Raw genomic sequence first — 21,186 nt, 5'->3', positions numbered from 1 at the left:
AATCTAGTATCCCGCGTTTTGTGTATATAGACCAGTTTTTACATCAATTTCTGTTTGAGGAATTGGGTAGATGATGTAGTTAGTAGTAAATGATTTCATTTGCTTCAACACATCTTCTTTAGGAATCCATGCAGCCATCACTTTATCAACTACGCCAAAACGTACTAAGTCATGCCATCTCGAACCTTCAGCGGCAAACTCTTTGCGGCGCTCTGCCAAAAGTCCGTCTAGGGTCAATGTAGTAACGTTTGCCAAGCCAGCACGTTTACGAACTTGGTTCACTAAGGCAATAGCTTCGTCAGTGGCAACACCGTTATTGGTACGCAATAGACACTCTGCTTTTAACAATAAGATATCTGCATAACGAGACACGATAAAGTTGATAGGCCAGTCAGTACGGCTTTTACCATATTTTGACAAATCAAGATATTTCTTGAAAAATGGACGTGTTTCCTGTACACCATTTGAAGTATATCCAGTCAAAATTGAGAATGTTCTGCGAACATCAGCTGCTTCATAGGTACTTACTAAATCTGAAGAAACTGGGCGGATAGTCAAACCACCTTGAGCACCCAAGCCATTGGCTGTAAAATAAGTATCTGGAGCCAACATCCAAGGAAAACTTGCTCCTAAGCCCAAGCCACCACTGATATATTGCACATCAAAAACCACTTCGCTATTGTTTTCATTCGTGTAAGAGAAAACGCCCGCATAAGTACTTTGAAGTGAATATTTTCCTGAGCTAATCACATCATTCAACAAGGTTAATGCTTGCGACCATTCATTTGAGTTGATACCTGGTCCTTCGATACCATAAGTAGCCCCCGAACGAGTCATATAAACCAAAGCCAATAAGCTTTTTGCAGCATTATTTGTAGCACGACCAACATTGGTCGTCGTATAACTTACTGGTAAATTGGTTGCAGCAAACTGCAAATCAGAAATGATCAATTTGTAAACATCAGCTACCGAAGAACGACCGATTGATAGTGCTTCGTTTTGTGACACAACCTTATCAATCACAGGTACTTTACCAAACCAACGCACCAAGTCAAAATAGAACATAGCACGTAAATAACGAGCTTCAGCTTCAAAACGAGTTTTCAAAGCAGGGTCTGTAATCACAGAACCATTTTTTGTCAACTGGTCTAAGAAGTTATTCGCCTTAAAAATACCACTGTAGTTGGCACTCCAAGCCTCAGCAATGTACGGGTTCGAAGAAATCGTTTGATGGAAAGAGTTGATACCTTCCCAGTCACGCACACCACCATCAGATACCGCATACAAGTTATCTGAGCGAGTTTCTGATAAATTCAACTGACGTTCAGGATAAGCCGACAATGAAGCATAAACCGCATTGATACCCTGCAAGAAGTCGTTGTTGGTTTGATAGAATGTCAAAGTTGTGGCACTAGAAATAGGTGTTTGGTCAAGTTCGTCAGTACAACTTGTCAAACCTAAAGCAGCCAATGCTATATATAAAAATACTTTTTTCATGTTGTCAATAAAATTATCTGTAAAGGATATGATCTTTGGGTTTCTTCATGGAGGTTGGGTACTTTTCAACAAACACCCAGCCCTCAATGCCTCATTAGAATGTCAAGTTAAGACCTAAAATCAAAGAACGAGACAATGGTAAACCGCCGTAATCACCACCTTGTGGGAATGAGCTGTCACCACTTAAGTTGGTATTTACTGCATCTGGGTTCCAACCACCTTTGTACTTGTCAGCACCAAACCAGTTTTCGGCAGTGAAATAAATACGAGCACCTTTTACATATTTTTTGCTTATTACTTGACCCAAATCATATCCTAAAGTGATGTTACGAACTCTCCAGTAATCTGATGACCACAACCAGTCAGTATTTTTGATACGTCCAAATGTAGAATAAGCTTTACCCCTCAAACCAGCACCTGGGTTATCTACTGAACGCCAACGGTCTCTGTAAATACCCAAAGCGTTGTCGGTATAACCTTGACCAGTTCTGTCAACCGCACGACCGAACAATGAATATACATATCCACCTGATTGACCTTGAACTAATACTGTCAAATCAAAACCTTTGTATTTGAAGGTGTTTGTCATACCATATACCAAATCTGGGTTTGGTTTGCCTGCATACACACGGTCATTAGCATCGATTTTACCATCACCATTCGCATCAAAATATTTTGGATCCCCAACAGTTTGTGTACCAAACAAAGCAACTTTGTTATCAATATCGGCTTGTGTCAAAATACCCATTTGTTTTACTAAGTGATAAGCATACATTGGCTCGCCAACTTGCAATACACTGTGAGGAATATCAAATGACGATGGGATATAAATCGTTGCGTCACCTGCCCCTAAGTGAACCACTTGGTTTTCGTTATGACTCAAGTTAACCGATGTAGTCCACTGGAAAGATGAGTTGTTGATATTGCGAGAAGTTACTTCCAGTTCCCAACCTTTATTCAGCACTTCACCGATATTTGTCAATGAGGTAGCAAAACCTGTAGCTTGCGGAACAGGTACGTTCAATAACAAATCAGTATTACGTTTTGTATAATAGTCAAATGATGCTGTGAAACGGTTTTTCAAGAGACCAACATCTAAACCAACATCAATCGTTTGTGATTTTTCCCATGTTAAATCTGGGTTAGAAATACGGTTCGGAGCTTGACCACCTGCTTGTGTACCGCCAAAATCGTAGTTATAGAAGCCCAATGTAGAAATACTGCTGTAGTCACCAATGTTATAGTTACCAGCTTTACCCCAGCTTGCACGCAATTTTAAGTCACTCACAGAAGAAACACTCTTCATAAAATCTTCTTCACTCAATCTCCAACCGATAGAAGCTGATGGGAATAAACCCCATTTGTTGTTATCGCCAAAACGAGAAGAACCATCACGACGTACACTAGCTGATAATAAGTATTTGCCTTTATAACCATATTGCACACGACCGAAATAAGACAACAATACGTTTTGTGTTTCGTTGGTATTACCTGTTACACTTACTGCCGCATTCAAACTTGTAATGGTACTACTGTTATAACCACCGTTTGATGACATCGTTGATGTTCCGATTTTTGTCAAGTTATAGGCATAACCTGCAACAGCCGAGATATCATGGTCTTGGTTGATAGTTGTAGAGTAAGACAAAGTATTTTCATTAACCAAAGTCTGTTTTTTCAAAGTAGAGAAACTACCTGAAGTAGATAAGCCTGGTGTTGTAGTACGTGCAGACAAACTACCGTTTACCCAGTCTGGACTGTATCTTTTAGTCGATAAATCAGTATTATCAAAGTTGATAGAGCTTCTAAATGTCAATCCTTTTGCCAATTGATAATCTACAAAAGTTGAGAAAATCGTTCTAAAATTCTTCGTAAGACCAATGTTATTTTGCAATTGACGAATAGGGCTATTACGGCTCACACTCCACGGATATTGAGCATATTGACCTGTGTTTGCATCCAAACCGTTTTCTTGTACTGGTGTCATACCCGCTACAATATGCAAAATAGCATCTTTTCCTTCAACACCTGGGTCATTTGCTTCGGAATATGATGGCGCCAAGTTTACACCAAACTTCAATCTTTCGTTTGCTTTTACTTCTACGTTTGCACGAGCTGAATAGTTACGGTAATAGGTATTCAAAACAGTACCGTCCTGATGAGTCATGTTACCTGATACATAGTACTTCACATAGTTATTTCCTCCACTTGCAGACAACTGATAGTTATTTACCTTACCTGTTCTGAAAGCCTCTTTCTGCCAGTTGATATAATTCAAGCCAGGATGCCCCTCTTGCGCCCAACGATCATCCAACATCAAGTTTGAGTTTACTGCTGTAGAAGCCACCCCAAGGATAGCTCTTCTTTGAGCGGTAGTTTGCGAAGCTGTACGACCTACACCAGAAGCAACCCACTGAGCATTAATCATTTCTGTGGCACGGTCAACCCACTCGTCAGCACTTAACATATCCAACATTCTTACGGCTTTTGTAATACCCGAATAAGCATTAAAAGTAATTTTTGCTTTTCCTTCTTGACCTTTTTTCGTAGTAATCAAAACAACACCATTGGCAGCTCTTGAACCATAAATCGCGGCAGAAGAAGCATCTTTTAATACCTGAATGTTTTCAATATCGTTAGGGTTGATATTGTCTAATGGGTTACCTGTACTGAAACCACCAGAGGCATTTTGTCCAGAAGTTTCTAAAGGGAAACCATCAATCACATATAAAGGCTCATTACTAGCCGAAATTGAACCTGAGCCACGTACTTGCACACTAAAACCTTTACCGGGTGTGCCTGAAGTTTGTTTTACTTGTACCCCAGCTAATTGTCCAACCAAAGCTTGGTCAACACGAGCAATCGGACGTTGATCCAAATCTTTGGCATTGAAATTGGCCATTGCTCCCGTTACATTCGCTTTTTTCTGAGTACCATAACCAACTACCACAACCTCGTCTAATGATTTAATATCTGGTTTTAAACTTACATCTTGTTTTGTTTGACCATCAATTGCTACTTCTAGTTTTTCATAACCTACCGAAGTAAAAATAATCACTGCACCTTTTCCCACCGAAATAGAATAACCACCATTTACATCAGAAGTAACACCACGCTGGCTTCCTTTTACCAACACACTCACACCAGGAACTCCTTGGTTGCTTACGGCGTCGGTAATTTTCCCAGTTACCACTCGTTCTTGAGCCAAGCCAACATAAGAAAGCAAGCACAAAACGATCCATACAAATTGTCTAATTGATCTCATATAGTCTGTTTTTAATTTGGATTAAAAGATAATGAAGGGTTCGAGCCTCTGTTTTACGATTTATGTACTGTCTTTTTATAAATAATTTGAAGGACACTAGGTACAAAAAGGCAATGAAAAGCCTAGCCCCTTTATTTTTCATAAAGGTCCTGGAAAGCTTTTCATTAGCGCAAATAGTGTCTTAGAATTAAATATTTAGAAGTCTGGTATCTTAAATTTTTTATTTTAGGGACAAGGCAACAGGCACAAGGCAAAGAGTGTCAAATCGTTTTTAGTAACACTAGATATATTTTTGCCGAATGCTCAAAGCTGAAAGCCGTAAGCTCAAAAATTAAATTTAATTTTACACGCATTAAGCTCTAGGCTTTATGCTGTAGGCTAAAAGTTGAAAAGTATTTCTCACGAAACAATTGAATCTTTTTTGCCTAATGCCTACGGCTTACAGCCTCAAGCATTTTATTACGATTTTACTGCCAATGGTTTTAGGTCGGTCAATGAGGCTATCTTTACAGGTTGTCCTGTGTCTGAGCTTTTTCTTGCTGCTATCCCAACTAAGATAGCCATTGCTCCATCACGGCTTCCGGCTGCCTGACGGTATGTGTCTTTGGCATTAGGATTACGGAAAATCTTATCTCTCAAGCGTGCGTCTCCTCCGCCATGTCCTTCAGCTTGTTGAATTTTGATGTATTCGATGTCGCCAAAATTGCGAGAAAGCATCAGTTCATCATAGTTCTCAATGGTCATTTTTCCCGACTCCTTAATCCATGCCTCCAAGCGACCTTTTGTTCCGTTAAACGCTATTCTATATCCTTCATAAGGCGAATATGTGGTTAACGAATAGGCAACATTCACACCGTTGGCATAATGAATGGTGGCGGCCATTTTATCGAAAATATTTATATCTTCTTTAAACACACAACCGTCTCTCAAGTAGCCATCATGCTTTTCGTTTTCTACATAAAGCTTTGTCAAACGGGTATCTTTTGTAATATCCCAATAAAAATCACAAGAAGACTTGTAATCACACGAACGACAATTGTTACCTCGTTTTTCACCATTTTTTCCGTAGTGCTCTAGCGACGCTTGTGCATATACGGATTCTGGTTCTGATTCTAGCCACCAGTTCAACAAATCAAAATGATGACTTGCTTTGTGAACCCATAACGAACCAGAATTTTCTCGAAGTCGGTGCCAGCGTCTGAAATAGTCGGCACCATGACGAGTATCCAAATACCAGTGAAAATCTACAGAAGTTACTTTTCCGATAGCTCCTTCTCGTAAAAGTTCATAAATCTTCTGACGGTGAGGCGAATAGCGATAATTAAAAGTAACCGTCACCTTTTTGCCAGTACGCTTTTCGGCATCCAAAATAGCCTGACATTTTCCTTCATCAGTAGTCATTGGCTTTTCGGTAATGATGTCAGCACCCAATTCCATCCCACGAATAATAAACTTATCGTGCGTAGCATCGACTGTGGTTACAATCAATAAATCGGGCTTGGTTTCCTTCATCATTTTCTCGAAATCTGTGTAAACATTACAATTTACACCCAAGAGTTGCTTTGCTGTCTCGGCACGTCCTGGATTGATGTCACACAAACCAACAAACTCAATTACATCGCTAAATTCTTTTACCACTGGCGTTCCCCACATACCTGTTCCACGATGACCAGTACCCACCATGGCTACTTTGCGTTTGGTAGTATCATTGCCAAGTGTTTCAGACAAGTTTGCCATAAACAAGCCCGCTGATGCCAGTGATGTTTGTTGTAAAAATGCTCTTCGATTAAGATTGTTTTCCTGACTTTCCATTTCGGTAAGGTCTTTGATTTTCGGTTAACATAGGTTTGTAAAGTAAGTTTTGCAAAGAAAAAAACGCTTTAAATCCACTGTTTATACTTTGCACTTTACAAATTATTTATTGTAAAATAACCTATTGTCTCAGGACGAACCATCATGCCCCATCCTGTTTATACCGAACATTCTTAGAATAGTACAATAAATATTGGTTGGTTGAAATTATTTGAGGAACAAAAGTGTAGATAGCATAGAAAAATAGAAAAGAAAAATCATCGAATTATCGAGATGGTTTGCCTAATCCATTTGTTAAATCTTTGAGTGTTTGAGCCATTCTTTCCACCCGAATATCTTCATTTTTAGCCGAAAAAATCCATTTAATAAACGTTTCTTGTTGACTCTCGTTTAGATTATAAAAAACTTTTTCTGCAAAGGAATCCAGCGCTAAACATTCAGTAAATTCGAACGGGATAGAAAATGGACTTTCGTCCAAAAAAAGTTGAACATGCACTGAATCTCCGACCTGCTTTTTAATCTGTTTACGAAGCTCAGCTTTGAGAGGTAAAAACAAATGCCCATTGCCCATAGGCATCAATTTGTAGCGTGATAATTGATAAGAATCTATAGAACCTTTTACTTGTAACCAACCAAATGGATTTCGTGGGTTTTGAGCAACGGTAGGTAAAGCCACGTATGTCCAGCCTCCTTTTCCTTCAAATTTTTGAACAGGCAATACCGCATCGATTAATAAAATATCTGTCATTGCTCAAATTTTGATCTAAGGATTGTTTAAGCCTTCTAACAAAGATTAAACTAAAGGTATATCTGTTGTCTTATTGGCGATAATATTCTGTTGTCTTTCAAATAGTAACTTTACGATGAACTAGTAACGTCTACTAAGTTATATTCAAATAGCTGACCACTCTCGTCATCAGCTATTTGAAAGAATAACTCTCTAATTCAGAATATCAGAAACCGTCAACTTATCTTGTGCGATTTGCGCCTTCAATGCATCTAATCCATTGAATTTTTGTTCGGCTCTAACTTTTTGGACAAACTCTACTCTCAAATTTTCTCCATAAATTTCTTTATTGAAATCTAGGATATTTACTTCAATCGTTTTGTAAGTGCCATCTACCGTTGGTCGGTTACCAATATTGAGCATTCCTCTCAATTTCTCAGCATTATAATACACCCAAACCGCATAAACACCATCTTGAGGAACTAGTTTAGTTTGTTCACGCACTTGTATATTAGCTGTCGGAAAACCAATGGTACGACCTATCTGTTTGCCTTTTACCACCAAGCCATTCAAATCGTAATTACGACCTAAAAAATGTTGTGCTTGAGTCATATCTCCATCTTGGATAGCCTTACGAATCTTGGATGAGCTTACCGCAATATGGTCGATATCTTGGCGTGAAATTTCCTCAACGCCAAAACCATAGCGACTAGCATTTTGTACTAGATAGTCAAAACCTCCTTCTCGGTTTTTCCCAAAGCGATGGTCATAGCCAATCACCAAAGTTTTAGTGCCAATCGTGTTGATAATAACTTTTTGGATAAACTCCTCCGAAGTAAGCTCCGAAAACTCTCTAGTAAATGGAATCACTAATAGATGTTGGACGCCATTTTGGGTCAACAATTCTATTTTTTCATCCAAAGTTGAAAGGAGTTTTACTTCTTGATTATCGGCTGACACCACCGTGCGAGGATGCGGGTAAAAAGTAATAACTACACTTTCCCCTCCTGTTTGTTGTGCTACTTCTGCTAGCCTTTTTAATATTTTTTGGTGTCCCAGATGTACGCCATCAAAAGTGCCACTGGTAACAACTGCGTTTTCTAGTTTTTGAAATTCTTGAATTCCGTAATATACCTTCATATCACAAAGTTAGTCGAAAAAAATGTGGTACGACACAGTCGCACCACAAATCCAATAATATGCTATTTTACAGGAGCAACCGCTCTTTGATTCACAAATTCTTCAACAGTCAGGGCATTAGCGACCTCAAACTCTCCGATGCGCTCGCGACGGAGTGCACTCATGTAAGCGCCCGACTGACAAGCTAGTCCAAAATCGCGTACCAAACTGCGAATGTAAGTACCCTTTGAGCAGACAATTCGAAAATGAATCGTTGGGAACTCTGAGCTATCAATTTCAAATTTCTTGATTTCGACCTCTCTCGATTTGATTTCGATATCTTCTTCCGTTTTTCCTTTTCTCGCCAATTCGTACAAACGTTTTCCTCCAACAGAAATCGCAGAATAAATCGGTGGAATTTGCAATATTGGACCCGTCAATTGTACCAAAGCATTTTGCATGATTTCTTCGGTAATATGTTCGGTAGGATATTCACCATCAAATTCAGTTTCTAAATCTATTGAAGGTGTGGTTTTACCTAAAACTAGTGTTCCAGAATATTCCTTTTCTTGGGCTTGAAAACTGTCTATTTGCTTAGTCATCTTACCTGTACAAAGAATTAGCAAACCTGTTGCCAATGGATCTAATGTACCTGCATGACCTATTTTCTTAAAATTACCTGCATACTTCAATTTTTTAACTACGTCAAAAGATGTCCAAGTAAGCGGTTTATCAATCAGCAACACCTCTCCAGGATCTTGTACAGGCTGATTTTGTTGATTTTCATTCATAAAAATTTATTTTCTTGGAGTTGGAATAGTTTTAATGAAACTTCCATCTCATTCTACCATCAAATGTATATTTTCATTACAAATGATTCATATTATAACCATCATTATGACTGAAAAACACTTTTATGACAAAAATAACTCCAGAATTTTGATTTTTCACATCATTGGGTCTAGACAACACTAAGCGTATGTCCTGTTGCCAATAATCCTAAAATGGTTAAGCCAACAATAATACGGTAAATACCAAAGTACTTGAAACCGTATTTGTTGAGAATACTGATAAAGAATTTAATAGCTAATACTGCCACAAAAAATGCCACTACATTTCCAATAGCCAATAATTTTACTTGCTCAGAAGTGATAGCCCCTTCTTCTTTAATAAATTTCAACAGTTTGTATCCAGTAGCTGCAGCCATGGTCGGAACCGCTAAAAAGAAAGAGAATTCTGCTGCTAAGCTACGAGTCAATTTTTGTTGCATCCCACCAATAATAGTGGCAGCACTACGACTAAGCCCTGGGAACATAATCGCCAAACACTGATAAGCCCCGATTTTGATGGCAGTGATATTAGTAATATCCGCCTCTTCGTCAAAAATTGGTTTTTTGAACCAATTATCAACAAACAATAAAATGATACCTCCGACCAATAAAACCGTTGCGATAAATGCTGGATTGCCTAAATGTTCATCTATTAAATCATCGAATAATTTGCCAAAAATTAAGGCTGGTACTACCGCCAACATCAATTTTACGTAAAATTGCCATTTAGAAAAGTCAAAAAACTTTTTCCAATACAAGGCAACAACCGCCAAAATAGCTCCCAATTGAATACATATTTCAAAAAGTTTGGTGAACTTATCATTCTCAATTCCAAGAATCGAGCTGGTCAAAACCATGTGTCCAGTAGATGAAATAGGTAAAAATTCGGTAAGTCCTTCGATAATGGCTAGAATAATGGATTGAATAATAGACATATAATGTTTAAGTATCTTTTAAGTAGGAAATATTAATGGTCAAAAATACAAAAAACAAAAAGAAGAACCTGTTTTCATATACAGAATTCCTCTTTTTGTTTTTTAACGGTAAATATCAATATGATTTACACCTAGAATATTTCTTTTCGTCTATGATTTTTTCAAAATAGCAAAAAACTCGATTGTAAACCCTGCCAATACTACCAATGGCCCAAGAGTTAATCCTAGGAAACCAAAACCGAATTCTTCTTTATCCAAACTCATGATGAAGAATCCTGCAAGAACAACGACAATACCCAACAACATCAATGTATAGTTGGCTTTTCCAAATGGTAATTTTGATGAATTTGACATAGTTTTCGAATTTTATTGGTATAAAAGCCAAGTTGGCTTAATAGTTCATTTTTATAATTTATCCTTTAAAATAAGTTTCAAAACTCCTTAATAAAGGTCATCTAGCGATAATTTAAGATACTTATCGACTGAGCGGAAAGTGCTTGTTACTCCCACCATTACGCCAATCATCAAAATGATAAGAATCAACAAAACCATCTTATCTATTTCTTGTAAAATAACCAAGCCATCGACTTTATTCACGGCCAATTGTTGGGTTACAATCAACAAAGTGCTAGCAATAAAACCGCTAATCAGACCTTGTAAAGCACCTTTCGATACAAATGGTTTACGGATAAATGAATCGGTAGCTCCAACCAGTTGCATACTACGAATCAGGAAGCGCTGTGAATATAGTGCAAGTTTGATGGTATTATTGACAAGCATGATGATGATTACCAACAGCAACAATACAAAACCTGATAAAATGAGATAAATCTTAGAAATATTCTTGTTGACCTCATCCACAAAATTTTCTACGTATCCCACCTCTTTGATTCCTTGGATGCGCTCCAAAGACTTTTTGATTTCTTTCAATCTGCTTTCACTGAAATATTCCTCTTTGATTTTGATGGAATAAGAGTTCAGCAAAGGGTTGTTGTTTTTGCCTAATAACTTATGAAAATCCTCCCCTGAGTCTTCAATAAACTGCTTTGCCGCAGCATCTTTAGAGATAAAATTGATTTGTGCTGAGTTATCCTTAAAAAGGACAAATGGATATTTAGCAATTTGTTTGTAAATCGAATCCAGTTTGGCATTAGACAAATCGTTGTCAAGATAAGCCTGCACCTCTACGTTTTGACGCACCACTTCTGCCAATTTACGAGCGTTGAGCGTCAAGAGTCCACAAAGACCAATCAAGAACAAGGCAATTGTTAAACTTACAACTACCATCAGGTTAGGGGTATTTCCTAGTTTTTTAGCTTTTGGCATGATTTTACAGTGCGATTTGGAGAATAATCTTCAATGCTACGCAAGTAATCAGTGAGTTCTATTGATATCCAGACAAAATTACTTGTTTTTCATTGCAATAATATACATTTAACGCTTTTTAACAAAAAAGCCGTCTGATAAACTCAAACGGCCTTGGGGCTATAATCTCTAATTTCTACGTTCGATTTCGTCTCTAATTTTAGCTGCCTTTTCGTAATCTTCACTTTCTATAGCTTCCTCAAGCATTTTGTTGAGTACCTCCACAGGATTATCCCTGAGCATTTCTCCAAAAGACTTTTTCGGCGAAACTTCTTCAACCGCCTCTTCGTCCTCCTCATGATGGGAAGTTTCGTTTACAGAGATTCCAGCTTCTGATAAGACATGTTCGGTGGTATAGATTGGTACATTAAAGCGTAATCCGATAGCAATTGCATCTGAAGGACGAGCATCAATTGTCACACTTTTCAATCCATCAGTACAAAGAATCTTGGCAAAAAACACACCTTCTCTTATATCTGTAATAGTTATTTCGGTTACGGAATAGCCAAATGACTTTGCGAAAGATTTGAATAAATCATGAGTCATTGGTCGGTTAGGTTCAATTTTTTCTATTTCGATAGCAATTGCCTGTGCCTCAAAAGTTCCAATAATAATCGGTAAGCGACGAGGACCATATTCTTCACCTAGTACAAGTGCAAAAGAACCTGTCTGCGATGAACTTGGCGACAATCCCAATATTTCTAGTCTTATTTTCTCCACTTTGTAAGAGCTTATAATGAATAAACGGTTGAATTCCTACCAACATTGTCTACAACCTTGCCAAACAGACATTTTATGTCAATTTGTCATAACCAGTAGGATTTATGCTGATAACAAAGATATAAACCTGATTAATTTTAAAAAAGTTTTCTTTCTCTTTGTTTTGCTAAATTCAGAATAGGATTTTTCCTGTAGTAGAAATATACGTATAATCAATTATATTTCATACTGATAATCAACAAAAAAGACCTACCCCAAGCTTGAGATAGATCTTTCCTTATAATAGCAAGAAATTTTGGTTTTAGAATAACTTTATCGAAGTATGTATTGCTATTTAGAGGCTTGAATAGCCTTTGTCAAACGAGGCAATACATCAAATACATCACCTACAATACCATAATCAGCGGCTTTGAAGAAAGGTGCCTCTGGATCTTTATTGATTACAACAATTACTTTGGAAGAGTTGACACCCGCCAAATGTTGAATCGCACCTGAAATACCACAAGCAATGTATAAATTTGGCGAAACCTTGATACCCGTTTGACCAACGTGCTCATGGTGAGGACGCCAATCCAAATCAGAAACAGGTTTTGAACAAGCAGTAGCCGCTCCAAGCGCAGTGGCCAAATCTTCAACAATTCCCCAATTTTCTGGCCCCTTCAATCCACGACCAGCAGATACAACCAAGTCGGCCTCTGGCAAAGATACTTGTCCTGAAGCTTTATGTGTCCCCGTTACTTTTACGGCAAAATCAGTATCGTTCAAGGCTGGCGCAAAATTTTCAACCGATGCACTACCATCGCCCTCAACCACATTTACCGCATTTTTCTTTATCGCAATCACTTTCTTGTCAGCAGTCAATGCTACAGTCGCAAAGGCTTTCCCTGTGTAAATACTTCTTTTTACCGTGACACCGTTAGAAAAATCTGGTAAATCAACCACATTCGACACAATGGATGCTTTTAATTTAGCTGATACACGTGCCGAAACTGCATCCCCTAGCGATGATTTTGCAAGGATTATAAACTCCGCCGAAGTAGCCCCCACAGCCTCCGCCAGTACACTTGAATAGGCCTGTATTGAAGCACTATTTAAACGAGCATCTGATGCCCATAATACCTTATTTGCTCCAAACTTACCTGCAATAGCTAAAGCATCGCTATTTGACTCACCGATGGCAAGTACTGTGGTAGAAGTACCTTTTGCTTTGGCAACTTCTGAGCCATAATATATGGCTTCTAATGATGATTTTTTGATTGAGCCGTTATCTAATTCGGCAAAAACTAAAACGCTCATATTAATATCGTTTGTGTGTTAATCCGTAAAAGTGGTTACCTGTTAATCGTATATCTGTTATTAGGGACTTCATGATTCTCTAAATAACTATCTGATTTTAAACACTTTTCACTTTACACTGTTAAAGACTTTGGATAAATAATAGATTGAGATTCTTACAAAACTTTAGCTTCGTTTTTCAACAAATCAATCAATTTTTCAGCTTCCTCCGCAGGAATCATTTTTACTGCACCTTTTGGCGCTGGAAGCGCATATTTCTCTGTAATAGTCAACCCTACCCCAACTGGCTCTACAACTTTTAGAGGTTTTGTTCTAGCCGACATAATGCCACGCATATTCGGGATTTTCCACTCAGCAATCGGTTCTTGGCAACCTAAAACCAATGGCAATGAAGCTTCGATATCTTCTTTACCACCTTCAATTTCACGAGTCATTTTGGCGACACCACCATCAATTTCCAATTTCATAACTGGCGAAAGCGACGGAATTCCCAACATCTCTCCTACTAATCCATGCACCACACCACTATTGAAATCGATAGACTCACGACCCATCAATATCAAATCATAGTTTTCCTGAGAAGCAATATGTGCAATTTGTTCTGCAACAAAATACGAATCAGTCGGTTCGGTGTTTACACGAATAGCATCGTCGGCACCAATCGCCAAACATTTACGAATTACTTGTTCAGACTCAGCCTCCCCCACGTTCAAAACTGTTACGGTACCGCCGTGCTGTTCTTTGAGTTCGACTGCACGAGACAAGGCATAATCGTCGTAAGGTCCGCAAATATATTGTACGCCCGTTTTGTTAAACTTGGTATCACCATCGGTAAAAGAGATTTTAGCGGTGGTATCAGGGACATTGGTAATACATACTAAGATTTTCATAACAATTAAAATATTATGTTTACAGTAGATTAATCGTACAGTTTTATTTTTTCACTATACCGAGGATATTTTTAACTTTTCGAACAATATCCTGATGCAATATTAACGAAAAGTTTTAAAAATAGTATGCAAGCATAATATTTTTTTAAAAGTTTTTTACAAACCCTTTTAATTCGAACAAGATGAACCAATTTCGCCTTGAACAATTGCGTAATTTTTATGAAGAAGAACCCAACGACCCTTTCAATGCGTATGCGTTGGCTACAGAGTTATTGAAGTTTGACCTACAGGCAGCAAGACAATTATTTGAAGAATTATTAGTAAAACACCCCAATTATTGGGCAACTTATTATCATGCGGCCGCACTTTACACTACTTTGGAAGAATTTGAGTTGGCTGAACAGACCTATCAAAAAGGTATTGAGGTAACAGGTAATCTCCAAAATGAAAAGGCCTTGAAAGAACTAAAAGGAGCTTATCAAATGTTTTTAGATGAGCGAGAGGAATGGTAAACAATTTCGGATTTGGGATTGCTGATTTTGGATTTTTCGTAAAATGGTCAATTTGTTTTTTTGATTATCCAAAGTTTATCTAATTCAAATTAAAAAAATCTGAAATCCGATATCCCAAATCCAAAATCCAATTAAACCTTTCCATTTTCAAACGTTCTTAGAAATATAACAAACTCCGATGCGGAGCGTTAAATAGTAAAATCACAACGAAAGTCATGAACTGCAAAAAACACATATTGCTTTTCTTCGTCCTAACTCTAGGTTATGGATGCTTGGCTTGGGGAATGAAATCTGCTTCATTCGTCAATTCAGGAAGAAAAGCGTTTGTGGCAGCCACATATATTTCTGGTACTAATGGTGTAGTAAAAAATACCACACCATCATTTGTTTTGGCGGATGACAACGAAACAGAGCCAGAACAGACCTCAGACTTCAATTCTGCTTCGGGTTTTATTCCAGATTTCAGTTTATGTTTAAAAGCCCTTCTATTGCCCGAACATTGGGTAATAGTGAAATATTCTTGTAATACTAGTCATTGTCAAATCAATCACCTCTACGTGCTTTTCCATGAGTGGAAATATTTACCTTTCTAATTGCTTGCTTTAATATGTAGTAGCCGTTTTTATTTGCTACCACCCCCATTTGGATACTGATTTTTCGGTTTCCTTAGTTTATCTATTCTTTTTCTAATCATTATAGTATTTAAGGCCATGAAAACTAACAAGCTTTTCAGAGGAATGGAAGCATTTGGAGCAATGAGCTTCCGTCAATCAATTGTTGCTTTTACTGCTCTTATTTTAACTTTGTTGCAAAGCAATATCTTTGGTCAAAGCAACCAATTAGAAACGCTCAAAGGTATGCAACAAACTATTGCATCCTACGATGCGGATGTGCGTGAGGCAGTACTAACAGCCAGTCAATATCCTGTCGTGTTAGTCAACATTCAAAATGTACATAACCAAGCACAAAATTCATTTCAAAATGTTATTAAAGACTTTAGTCAAAAGAAACAAGGTTGGTTTTATGAGCTAACTCGTTATCCTGACTTGTTACACACACTAGCCACAGCCCCTAGTGGAAAAAGCCGTGATGAAATAGAAAGCTTACTGCCCAACAAAGATGAAAATCTTGCGACCGCAGCATGGAAGCTCTATCGCCATCACCAAGATGATTTGGACAAAGTAGATCAATTGTACCAACAAGCCGAGGATAGTTTCAAGAAAACGATTCAACCGCTTGATCCAACTGCACAATCTGCTTTTACTACATTGGCAAAATATCCTGATGTCATGTTATTCTTAAATGACAATCTGGACATTACCCAACAATTAGGCAAAAAGTATATCTCAGATCAAAACGGTTTGAAAAATGAGCTAGCTGCAACACACGATAGTTTGGTAGTACAAAATCAAGCACAATTGGCAGCTTACAAACGTGAGCTTGACAAAAATCCACAAGCCAAACAAGAGTTGAACCAAGCAGCTAAGGATTTTGCCAGAAGTAATGGTTACATTCTGCCTAATGGTCAAATAGCTTATGGTAGTGGATATGGCTATGGTTATGCCAACCCTTACTCCTATTGGTTTGGGTATCCTTATTGGTACGGCTCAGCACTGTGGTATCCTGGAGCTTATTGGGGAAGTTTTGGTATGACTTACGGTTTTGGAGGATGGGGCTACGGATTATTTCCTGCCTACGGATTCTCAAACTGGTTCTTTAATGGCGGGTATTACATGAATTACCCTAATTTGTATCGTCATTACGGAAATTATTACCGTAACGTAGTTGCTAGTCGACCAAATTATTACCGTGGTAATACCTTTGGAGGTACGATGAATAATCACTTCACCGCATCAAGAGGTAGCAGTTTCAACGGAGGTAGTCGCCCTAGCTATGGAGGCAATTATGGTGGTAGATTCCGTTCTGGAGGATTTTCTGGTGGAGGTAGAAGTTTTGGCGGTGGTGGCGGTAGACATCGTTAATGGTTGTTCCTCATTCTCAATTTAGTGAGTCAAAATTGTGTGTATGAGTGATTAATTCAAAATAATCACTCATGCACACAATCATAAAATCAGGGATGACTCCTGTTTGATGACTAGTTTAACAATGTATCTCCTATTCGTCTTAATCATAGATACTTAGGTCATGTCATTAGGTTGGAAATTACAGTTTTTTTAGAAAAAAACTATATCCATAACACACGCTACCCATTATCTTTTACCTAAGAATTTCCTAATAAATTCCATCAATTTGGTTCGAAACTTATCCTCTAAATTAGGATTTTGAGAAATGTAGCTTTTTAAATCTTGTCCTCCTCTGCGAGAGGCTGATAATTGTATTCCATTGACCATTAGCACCAATTTTTGACTATGATCGTATGACTTAAGTTCGTTGAGGTTAATTATTAAGCTACTTGATATAGAGAAAAAATTATGGTTTACGAGAATGTTAGCATAATATCCCAAATTTTTATAGGCTGTAAGTTGCTGTTTATTTTTTAATACAAAAATCGTAACATCTCGGGCTGCCTCTAGGTATAGAATTTGATTAATTTCTACAAACTCAACCACCCCTCCCAGTCTGGTAACCGCCATTTTGTTTGGTAGTATATTTTCTGAAGAACTAATCATTTCTAGAAAAAAGCCCATTTGAGCACTATTCAATTGACTTGATGATTTACGTTCCATAACTCGAGTAATGGCTTTATCGAAAGCAACTGTATCAATAGGCTTAGTTAAAAAATCTAAAGCAGTGTATTCAAACGCTCGAGTTGCATAATCAAATCGACGATTTCCTGTGAGAAAAATAATTTCAAAATCTAGTGGAATACTATACTGTCGTAGGCTTGCCAAAATGTCATAGCTTGTACCTCCCATAATCTCAATATCCATCAAAACGAAGTCTGGTTTATTTCTTAGAATCATACTGATTCCTTCGTCTACACTGCTGGCGATGCCGATAATCTCGATGGTAGGAAAACTATTATTGAGCATCCCTTTTATCATGGTGGCTTCGGGTAAAACATCCTCTATGATGATTGCCTTCATAATTTCTAAATTTTAGAACCTTAACTTTATTTATAACCTATTTGTATTGTCACAACTGTTCCTCCTGTAATTCCATCATCAACCGTAATCGTGATATCATATCCCATTTCATTAAGAATGTCAACCCTTCTTTTGACGAGTTCGGTCCCACGAGACTTGTATTTTTTGAGTGATCGAGTTTGAATACGATTTGCTTCTGTTCGACCAACCCCATTATCCTCAATCGTACAAATTAAAGTATCCTCATTCAAACTAATAAACCTAATTAACAACATACCTTTTTCGGAAGGCGATTTGTATAACAAGCCATGTTTGATAGCGTTTTCTACAAAAGGCTGTAAAATAAGGGGAGGTACACGGTAGTTTTCAGTATTTAGTTTACCATCCAAAGAAATTTCGTATTCAAACCTATCTACGTATTGCAGTTGTTCAAACTCAATATACATTTTTAATAATTCAACCTCTCTTGACAATTGAATCTCGTGACTAAACAATGAACCATTTTTGTTATCTGTCAGCAAAGAGGCTTCTAGGTAATTTCGGATGAGCGTAGAGAGTTTCAACAAATTTTCACTTGCTTTTTGAGTTTCGTTATTCAGAATTAGGTGTTGCAAAGTTCCAAGCACATTAAAGGTAAAATGAGGATTCATCTGAGCTTGAATGGTTTGCACCTGTAAAAAACGAACTTTATGCTCTTGTTCTCCTATTTTTTGACTTTGTGATACCAACTTCCGAGATAGTCTAATACTACGAGTGGCAATAATCAATATCACGACCATCAATAGAAAAAAAGTAATGGTTGCATACTTATAAAAATCAGGAGATTTATAAAATGGCGCATTGACCCTGATATTAATAGCCATAACCGAAGAACTAGATGTCGAAAGATTACCCATTCGAGTCCGAAACTCAATGATATGCTCCCCATTAGGAAGATTATTGACCATAATTTTATTCTGCTCCTGCCATTCACTCCACTCATTTATAAACCCTTTGATTCTAAAGCTATATAGTGAGCGAAAAGGCTTGTTGTCACCGATGGACTCCAAGGTAAACGTAGTACTATTTTGTTGATTGGGCAACTCATACACTTGAGTCTGTTTAATAAAAGGATACCTCTCTCCACCGATGGCCAAAACATGAATTTTGAGCGGTTGGAGGCTATAATCAAGCTCAGAAGGTATCATTTTCGATAAAATCGTCCCAGAAGTAATCCAGATATTTCCATCAAAATCTCTATATGAGCCTAACTGATTAGGTTCAATACCATTATATCCATTGTGGTGATTGAATACTTGAACGAAGCCATTCCCATTTTTCTTAAAAATGGATAAATCTAAAATATGAATACCTGTAGAATTGCCAAAAGCCAAATGTCGATGGTCGATTTGTTCAACAAAACTCACTGCAGTATTAAAATAGCTTTTGAATACACGGTCGAAACTATCTTTTTTCTCGTTATATACATATACTCCACCTGTAAAATCATAGGCCCAGAGTCTTTTTTCCCAATCATAAGTGAGACCTAACATCTTACGTAACTTGGAGCCATCGGCAGCATATTTATAATATCTATATCGCTTTGTTTCGGGGTTATAACGACCGATGCATTTACCTCCGAGCCAATATTCTCCTTTAGGTGATACTGCTGCGCACAGGATAAGACCTTTAAATAAGATGGCGTTTGTGTCCTGCAAAAATTCAAGTTGATTGGGTTTGGCAATATTCAAACTAAAAACTGTGCCAATCGAGGTACCTATAATCTTACCCCTAAGCGTATCATATGCTTGTGAAAATACCAGCTTTTCACCAGTTGGGCTGGAAAAAAGTGTCCATTTATTATCTCTCAAGCGTAACATCCCATGATTAGAGGGAAACCAAAGGTCATTATTTGCAGAACGAATGGGTTTAAAATACCAATAATTTGAAGACTTTTGATCGGCAAAATCCTTTATATTTAACTGTCGGTAAGTACGGTTAATGACATTTCGGTACAACTCATTAGGTACTTTTTCAATTTTCGTTCCGTCATACTTTTGAAGGGAAAGAGAATAATTAGAAAAGTAAAATTGCTTGTCTTTGTCTTGCACGACACTCCAGCAGTTGGGTACTTGTGACTCAGAAAATTGTCGAAATCCTCTTTTAGTAAGCCTAACTAATCCTTTTTCGGTTGGTAGCCATGCTAATTTTTTATTATCTGACCCTTGATCTATAATATCAATAAGTACTAAGTTATGACCTACTATATCTATTTTCTTACTTTCTGCCTTAATCAAATATACTTTGCCCTCATGTGAAAATATAAAGTCATATTTGAAGGTGTTGATCACTTCTTTTTGCTTCGAGCTAATTTTCAGAAAAGGTTTTAGTGAATACCCGTCAAAAATGAAATAGCGAATCATTTCATTGATTGGCTTGGACTCAAATACAATAACATCGTTGAATGTTATGCCCTGATTTACCCAACCATTTAGATCCTTCACTGGCACTATTCCCTTTGAGGTTTCTTGAAAAAAATTATGATTATTATCCTCAAAAAATAGCTGGTTTGATTCTTTCAAATAGAATATTGATCCACTAGGATTAGAGAATTTATATCTTGGATGTTTCTCAAAACTTTTCCCATTAAATCTCAAGACTTCTTTTCCCCAACTTACAATTAACTCCCCATTTTTAAGAAGAATTAATCTAGACCAGTACTTAGCTGTTTCGTCCAGAGGAAACTGCTCAAAGTTTTTTCCATCAAACCGAACAAAGCCTAATTCTCTACATTGTAACCAGAGATAACCGTTACTATCTTCAAGGATTTGAGTTATGGTAGAGCCAAGTAAGCCATCTTTTACTGTATAATTGGTAAAATGTTCACCATCAAATCTACTGAGTCCTCCATACGTACCCACCCATATAATTCCTCGACTATCTTTTAGATATGATAAAACCTGGGATTGTGCCAAACCATCCTGTGGTGTGTATTTCCAAAGTGGGAAATCTTGAGCTAACGAGATATTTCCTCCGAAAATCAAATAAAGGTAAATGAGTAAAAAAATCTTTTTCATGAAGTGATACTGTAGAGCTTCTTAGTAGGTAGAAATATTAATGATTTTCGTTTCGAGAAAGGAAACAATGCAAGTATAGCGAATAATCACCTATTTAAAAGGCGAATAACCATGA

Annotated in this window: 17 protein-coding genes; 3 read left to right on the top strand and 14 right to left on the bottom strand. The window is 37.4% G+C overall.

What is annotated here, in order from left to right; genetic code table 11:
* Nucleotides 1–3: 3 nt before the first annotated feature.
* From BWI92_RS14945 to BWI92_RS14890, 12 genes are all read right to left on the bottom strand, one after another.
* Entirely contained in the window at nt 4–1,497 is a 1,494-nt protein-coding gene (locus BWI92_RS14945; RefSeq protein WP_095164062.1) for a RagB/SusD family nutrient uptake outer membrane protein, read from the bottom strand.
* Between the two features lie 94 nt (nt 1,498–1,591).
* Entirely contained in the window at nt 1,592–4,762 is a 3,171-nt protein-coding gene (locus BWI92_RS14940; RefSeq protein ID WP_095164061.1) for a TonB-dependent receptor, read from the bottom strand.
* Nucleotides 4,763–5,221: 459 nt separating this feature from the next.
* Nucleotides 5,222–6,574 (bottom strand): Gfo/Idh/MocA family protein, encoded by a 1,353-nt coding sequence (locus BWI92_RS14935; RefSeq protein ID WP_095164060.1) that lies wholly within the window; start codon nt 6,572–6,574, stop codon nt 5,222–5,224.
* A 265-nt stretch (nt 6,575–6,839) separates the two neighbouring features.
* Nucleotides 6,840–7,322, bottom strand: a complete 483-nt coding sequence (locus BWI92_RS14930) for a YdeI/OmpD-associated family protein (protein WP_095164059.1) — start codon at nt 7,320–7,322, stop codon at nt 6,840–6,842.
* 192 nt (nt 7,323–7,514) lie between these two features.
* Nucleotides 7,515–8,441 carry a bifunctional riboflavin kinase/FAD synthetase gene (locus tag BWI92_RS14925; protein WP_095164058.1) on the bottom strand — a complete coding sequence of 309 codons (927 nt, stop codon included), beginning with the start codon at nt 8,439–8,441 and terminating at the stop codon, nt 7,515–7,517.
* 62 nt (nt 8,442–8,503) lie between these two features.
* On the bottom strand, nt 8,504–9,211 hold the full coding sequence (gene truB, locus BWI92_RS14920) for a tRNA pseudouridine(55) synthase TruB (protein ID WP_095164057.1): 708 nt from the start codon (nt 9,209–9,211) through the stop codon (nt 8,504–8,506).
* A gap of 170 nt (nt 9,212–9,381) precedes the next feature.
* Nucleotides 9,382–10,185, bottom strand: a complete 804-nt coding sequence (locus tag BWI92_RS14915; RefSeq protein ID WP_095164056.1) for an undecaprenyl-diphosphate phosphatase — start codon at nt 10,183–10,185, stop codon at nt 9,382–9,384.
* Between the two features lie 150 nt (nt 10,186–10,335).
* Nucleotides 10,336–10,539, bottom strand: a complete 204-nt coding sequence (locus BWI92_RS14910; RefSeq protein WP_095164055.1) for a DUF3098 domain-containing protein — start codon at nt 10,537–10,539, stop codon at nt 10,336–10,338.
* 87 nt (nt 10,540–10,626) lie between these two features.
* Nucleotides 10,627–11,511 (bottom strand): ABC transporter permease, encoded by an 885-nt coding sequence (locus BWI92_RS14905; RefSeq protein ID WP_095164054.1) that lies wholly within the window; start codon nt 11,509–11,511, stop codon nt 10,627–10,629.
* 168 nt (nt 11,512–11,679) lie between these two features.
* Nucleotides 11,680–12,270, bottom strand: a complete 591-nt coding sequence (locus BWI92_RS14900; RefSeq protein WP_095164053.1) for a bifunctional nuclease family protein — start codon at nt 12,268–12,270, stop codon at nt 11,680–11,682.
* A 330-nt stretch (nt 12,271–12,600) separates the two neighbouring features.
* Nucleotides 12,601–13,566 (bottom strand): electron transfer flavoprotein subunit alpha/FixB family protein, encoded by a 966-nt coding sequence (locus tag BWI92_RS14895; RefSeq protein ID WP_095164052.1) that lies wholly within the window; start codon nt 13,564–13,566, stop codon nt 12,601–12,603.
* A 155-nt stretch (nt 13,567–13,721) separates the two neighbouring features.
* Nucleotides 13,722–14,456 (bottom strand): electron transfer flavoprotein subunit beta/FixA family protein, encoded by a 735-nt coding sequence (locus tag BWI92_RS14890; protein WP_095164051.1) that lies wholly within the window; start codon nt 14,454–14,456, stop codon nt 13,722–13,724.
* A 182-nt stretch (nt 14,457–14,638) separates the two neighbouring features.
* Here BWI92_RS14890 and BWI92_RS14885 point away from each other — a divergent pair, with 182 nt between their 5' ends.
* The 3 genes from BWI92_RS14885 to BWI92_RS14875 all read left to right on the top strand — a co-directional run bounded on the left by BWI92_RS14885 (nt 14,639) and on the right by BWI92_RS14875 (nt 16,950).
* The gene (locus tag BWI92_RS14885) at nt 14,639–14,968 is read left to right on the top strand and encodes an enzyme of heme biosynthesis (RefSeq protein WP_095164050.1); all 330 of its coding nucleotides are present in this window, start codon (nt 14,639–14,641) and stop codon (nt 14,966–14,968) included.
* 215 nt (nt 14,969–15,183) lie between these two features.
* Entirely contained in the window at nt 15,184–15,561 is a 378-nt protein-coding gene (locus BWI92_RS14880) for a hypothetical protein (RefSeq protein ID WP_095164049.1), read from the top strand.
* A 117-nt stretch (nt 15,562–15,678) separates the two neighbouring features.
* Nucleotides 15,679–16,950: a DUF3300 domain-containing protein gene (locus tag BWI92_RS14875; protein WP_141234794.1), complete on the top strand. Its 1,272-nt coding sequence runs from the start codon at nt 15,679–15,681 to the stop codon at nt 16,948–16,950.
* Nucleotides 16,951–17,178: 228 nt separating this feature from the next.
* Here the strand turns inward: BWI92_RS14875 and BWI92_RS14870 are convergent, their stop codons facing one another.
* Nucleotides 17,179–18,015: a LytTR family DNA-binding domain-containing protein gene (locus tag BWI92_RS14870; protein WP_095164047.1), complete on the bottom strand. Its 837-nt coding sequence runs from the start codon at nt 18,013–18,015 to the stop codon at nt 17,179–17,181.
* Between the two features lie 26 nt (nt 18,016–18,041).
* Nucleotides 18,042–21,071: a histidine kinase gene (locus BWI92_RS14865; RefSeq protein ID WP_095164046.1), complete on the bottom strand. Its 3,030-nt coding sequence runs from the start codon at nt 21,069–21,071 to the stop codon at nt 18,042–18,044.
* Nucleotides 21,072–21,186: the final 115 nt, after the last annotated feature.

It is taken from the genome of Flectobacillus sp. BAB-3569 (assembly GCF_002270355.1).
In the GTDB taxonomy this organism is placed as follows: domain Bacteria; phylum Bacteroidota; class Bacteroidia; order Cytophagales; family Spirosomataceae; genus Flectobacillus; species Flectobacillus roseus.
This window is presented reverse-complemented; position numbering and strand designations above follow the sequence as displayed.

Coding starts and splice junctions, on each gene's coding strand:
- BWI92_RS14875 (WP_141234794.1), top strand. CDS start 15,679: ATGAAAACTAACAAGCTTTTCAGAGGAATGGAAGCATTTGGAGCAATG.
- BWI92_RS14940 (WP_095164061.1), bottom strand. CDS start 4,762: ATGAGATCAATTAGACAATTTGTATGGATCGTTTTGTGCTTGCTTTCT.
- BWI92_RS14880 (WP_095164049.1), top strand. CDS start 15,184: ATGAACTGCAAAAAACACATATTGCTTTTCTTCGTCCTAACTCTAGGT.
- BWI92_RS14885 (WP_095164050.1), top strand. CDS start 14,639: ATGAACCAATTTCGCCTTGAACAATTGCGTAATTTTTATGAAGAAGAA.
- BWI92_RS14890 (WP_095164051.1), bottom strand. CDS start 14,456: ATGAAAATCTTAGTATGTATTACCAATGTCCCTGATACCACCGCTAAA.
- BWI92_RS14945 (WP_095164062.1), bottom strand. CDS start 1,497: ATGAAAAAAGTATTTTTATATATAGCATTGGCTGCTTTAGGTTTGACA.
- BWI92_RS14870 (WP_095164047.1), bottom strand. CDS start 18,015: ATGAAGGCAATCATCATAGAGGATGTTTTACCCGAAGCCACCATGATA.
- BWI92_RS14910 (WP_095164055.1), bottom strand. CDS start 10,539: ATGTCAAATTCATCAAAATTACCATTTGGAAAAGCCAACTATACATTG.
- BWI92_RS14905 (WP_095164054.1), bottom strand. CDS start 11,511: ATGCCAAAAGCTAAAAAACTAGGAAATACCCCTAACCTGATGGTAGTT.
- BWI92_RS14865 (WP_095164046.1), bottom strand. CDS start 21,071: ATGAAAAAGATTTTTTTACTCATTTACCTTTATTTGATTTTCGGAGGA.
- BWI92_RS14935 (WP_095164060.1), bottom strand. CDS start 6,574: ATGGAAAGTCAGGAAAACAATCTTAATCGAAGAGCATTTTTACAACAA.
- BWI92_RS14930 (WP_095164059.1), bottom strand. CDS start 7,322: ATGACAGATATTTTATTAATCGATGCGGTATTGCCTGTTCAAAAATTT.
- truB (WP_095164057.1), bottom strand. CDS start 9,211: ATGAATGAAAATCAACAAAATCAGCCTGTACAAGATCCTGGAGAGGTG.
- BWI92_RS14915 (WP_095164056.1), bottom strand. CDS start 10,185: ATGTCTATTATTCAATCCATTATTCTAGCCATTATCGAAGGACTTACC.
- BWI92_RS14925 (WP_095164058.1), bottom strand. CDS start 8,441: ATGAAGGTATATTACGGAATTCAAGAATTTCAAAAACTAGAAAACGCA.
- BWI92_RS14895 (WP_095164052.1), bottom strand. CDS start 13,566: ATGAGCGTTTTAGTTTTTGCCGAATTAGATAACGGCTCAATCAAAAAA.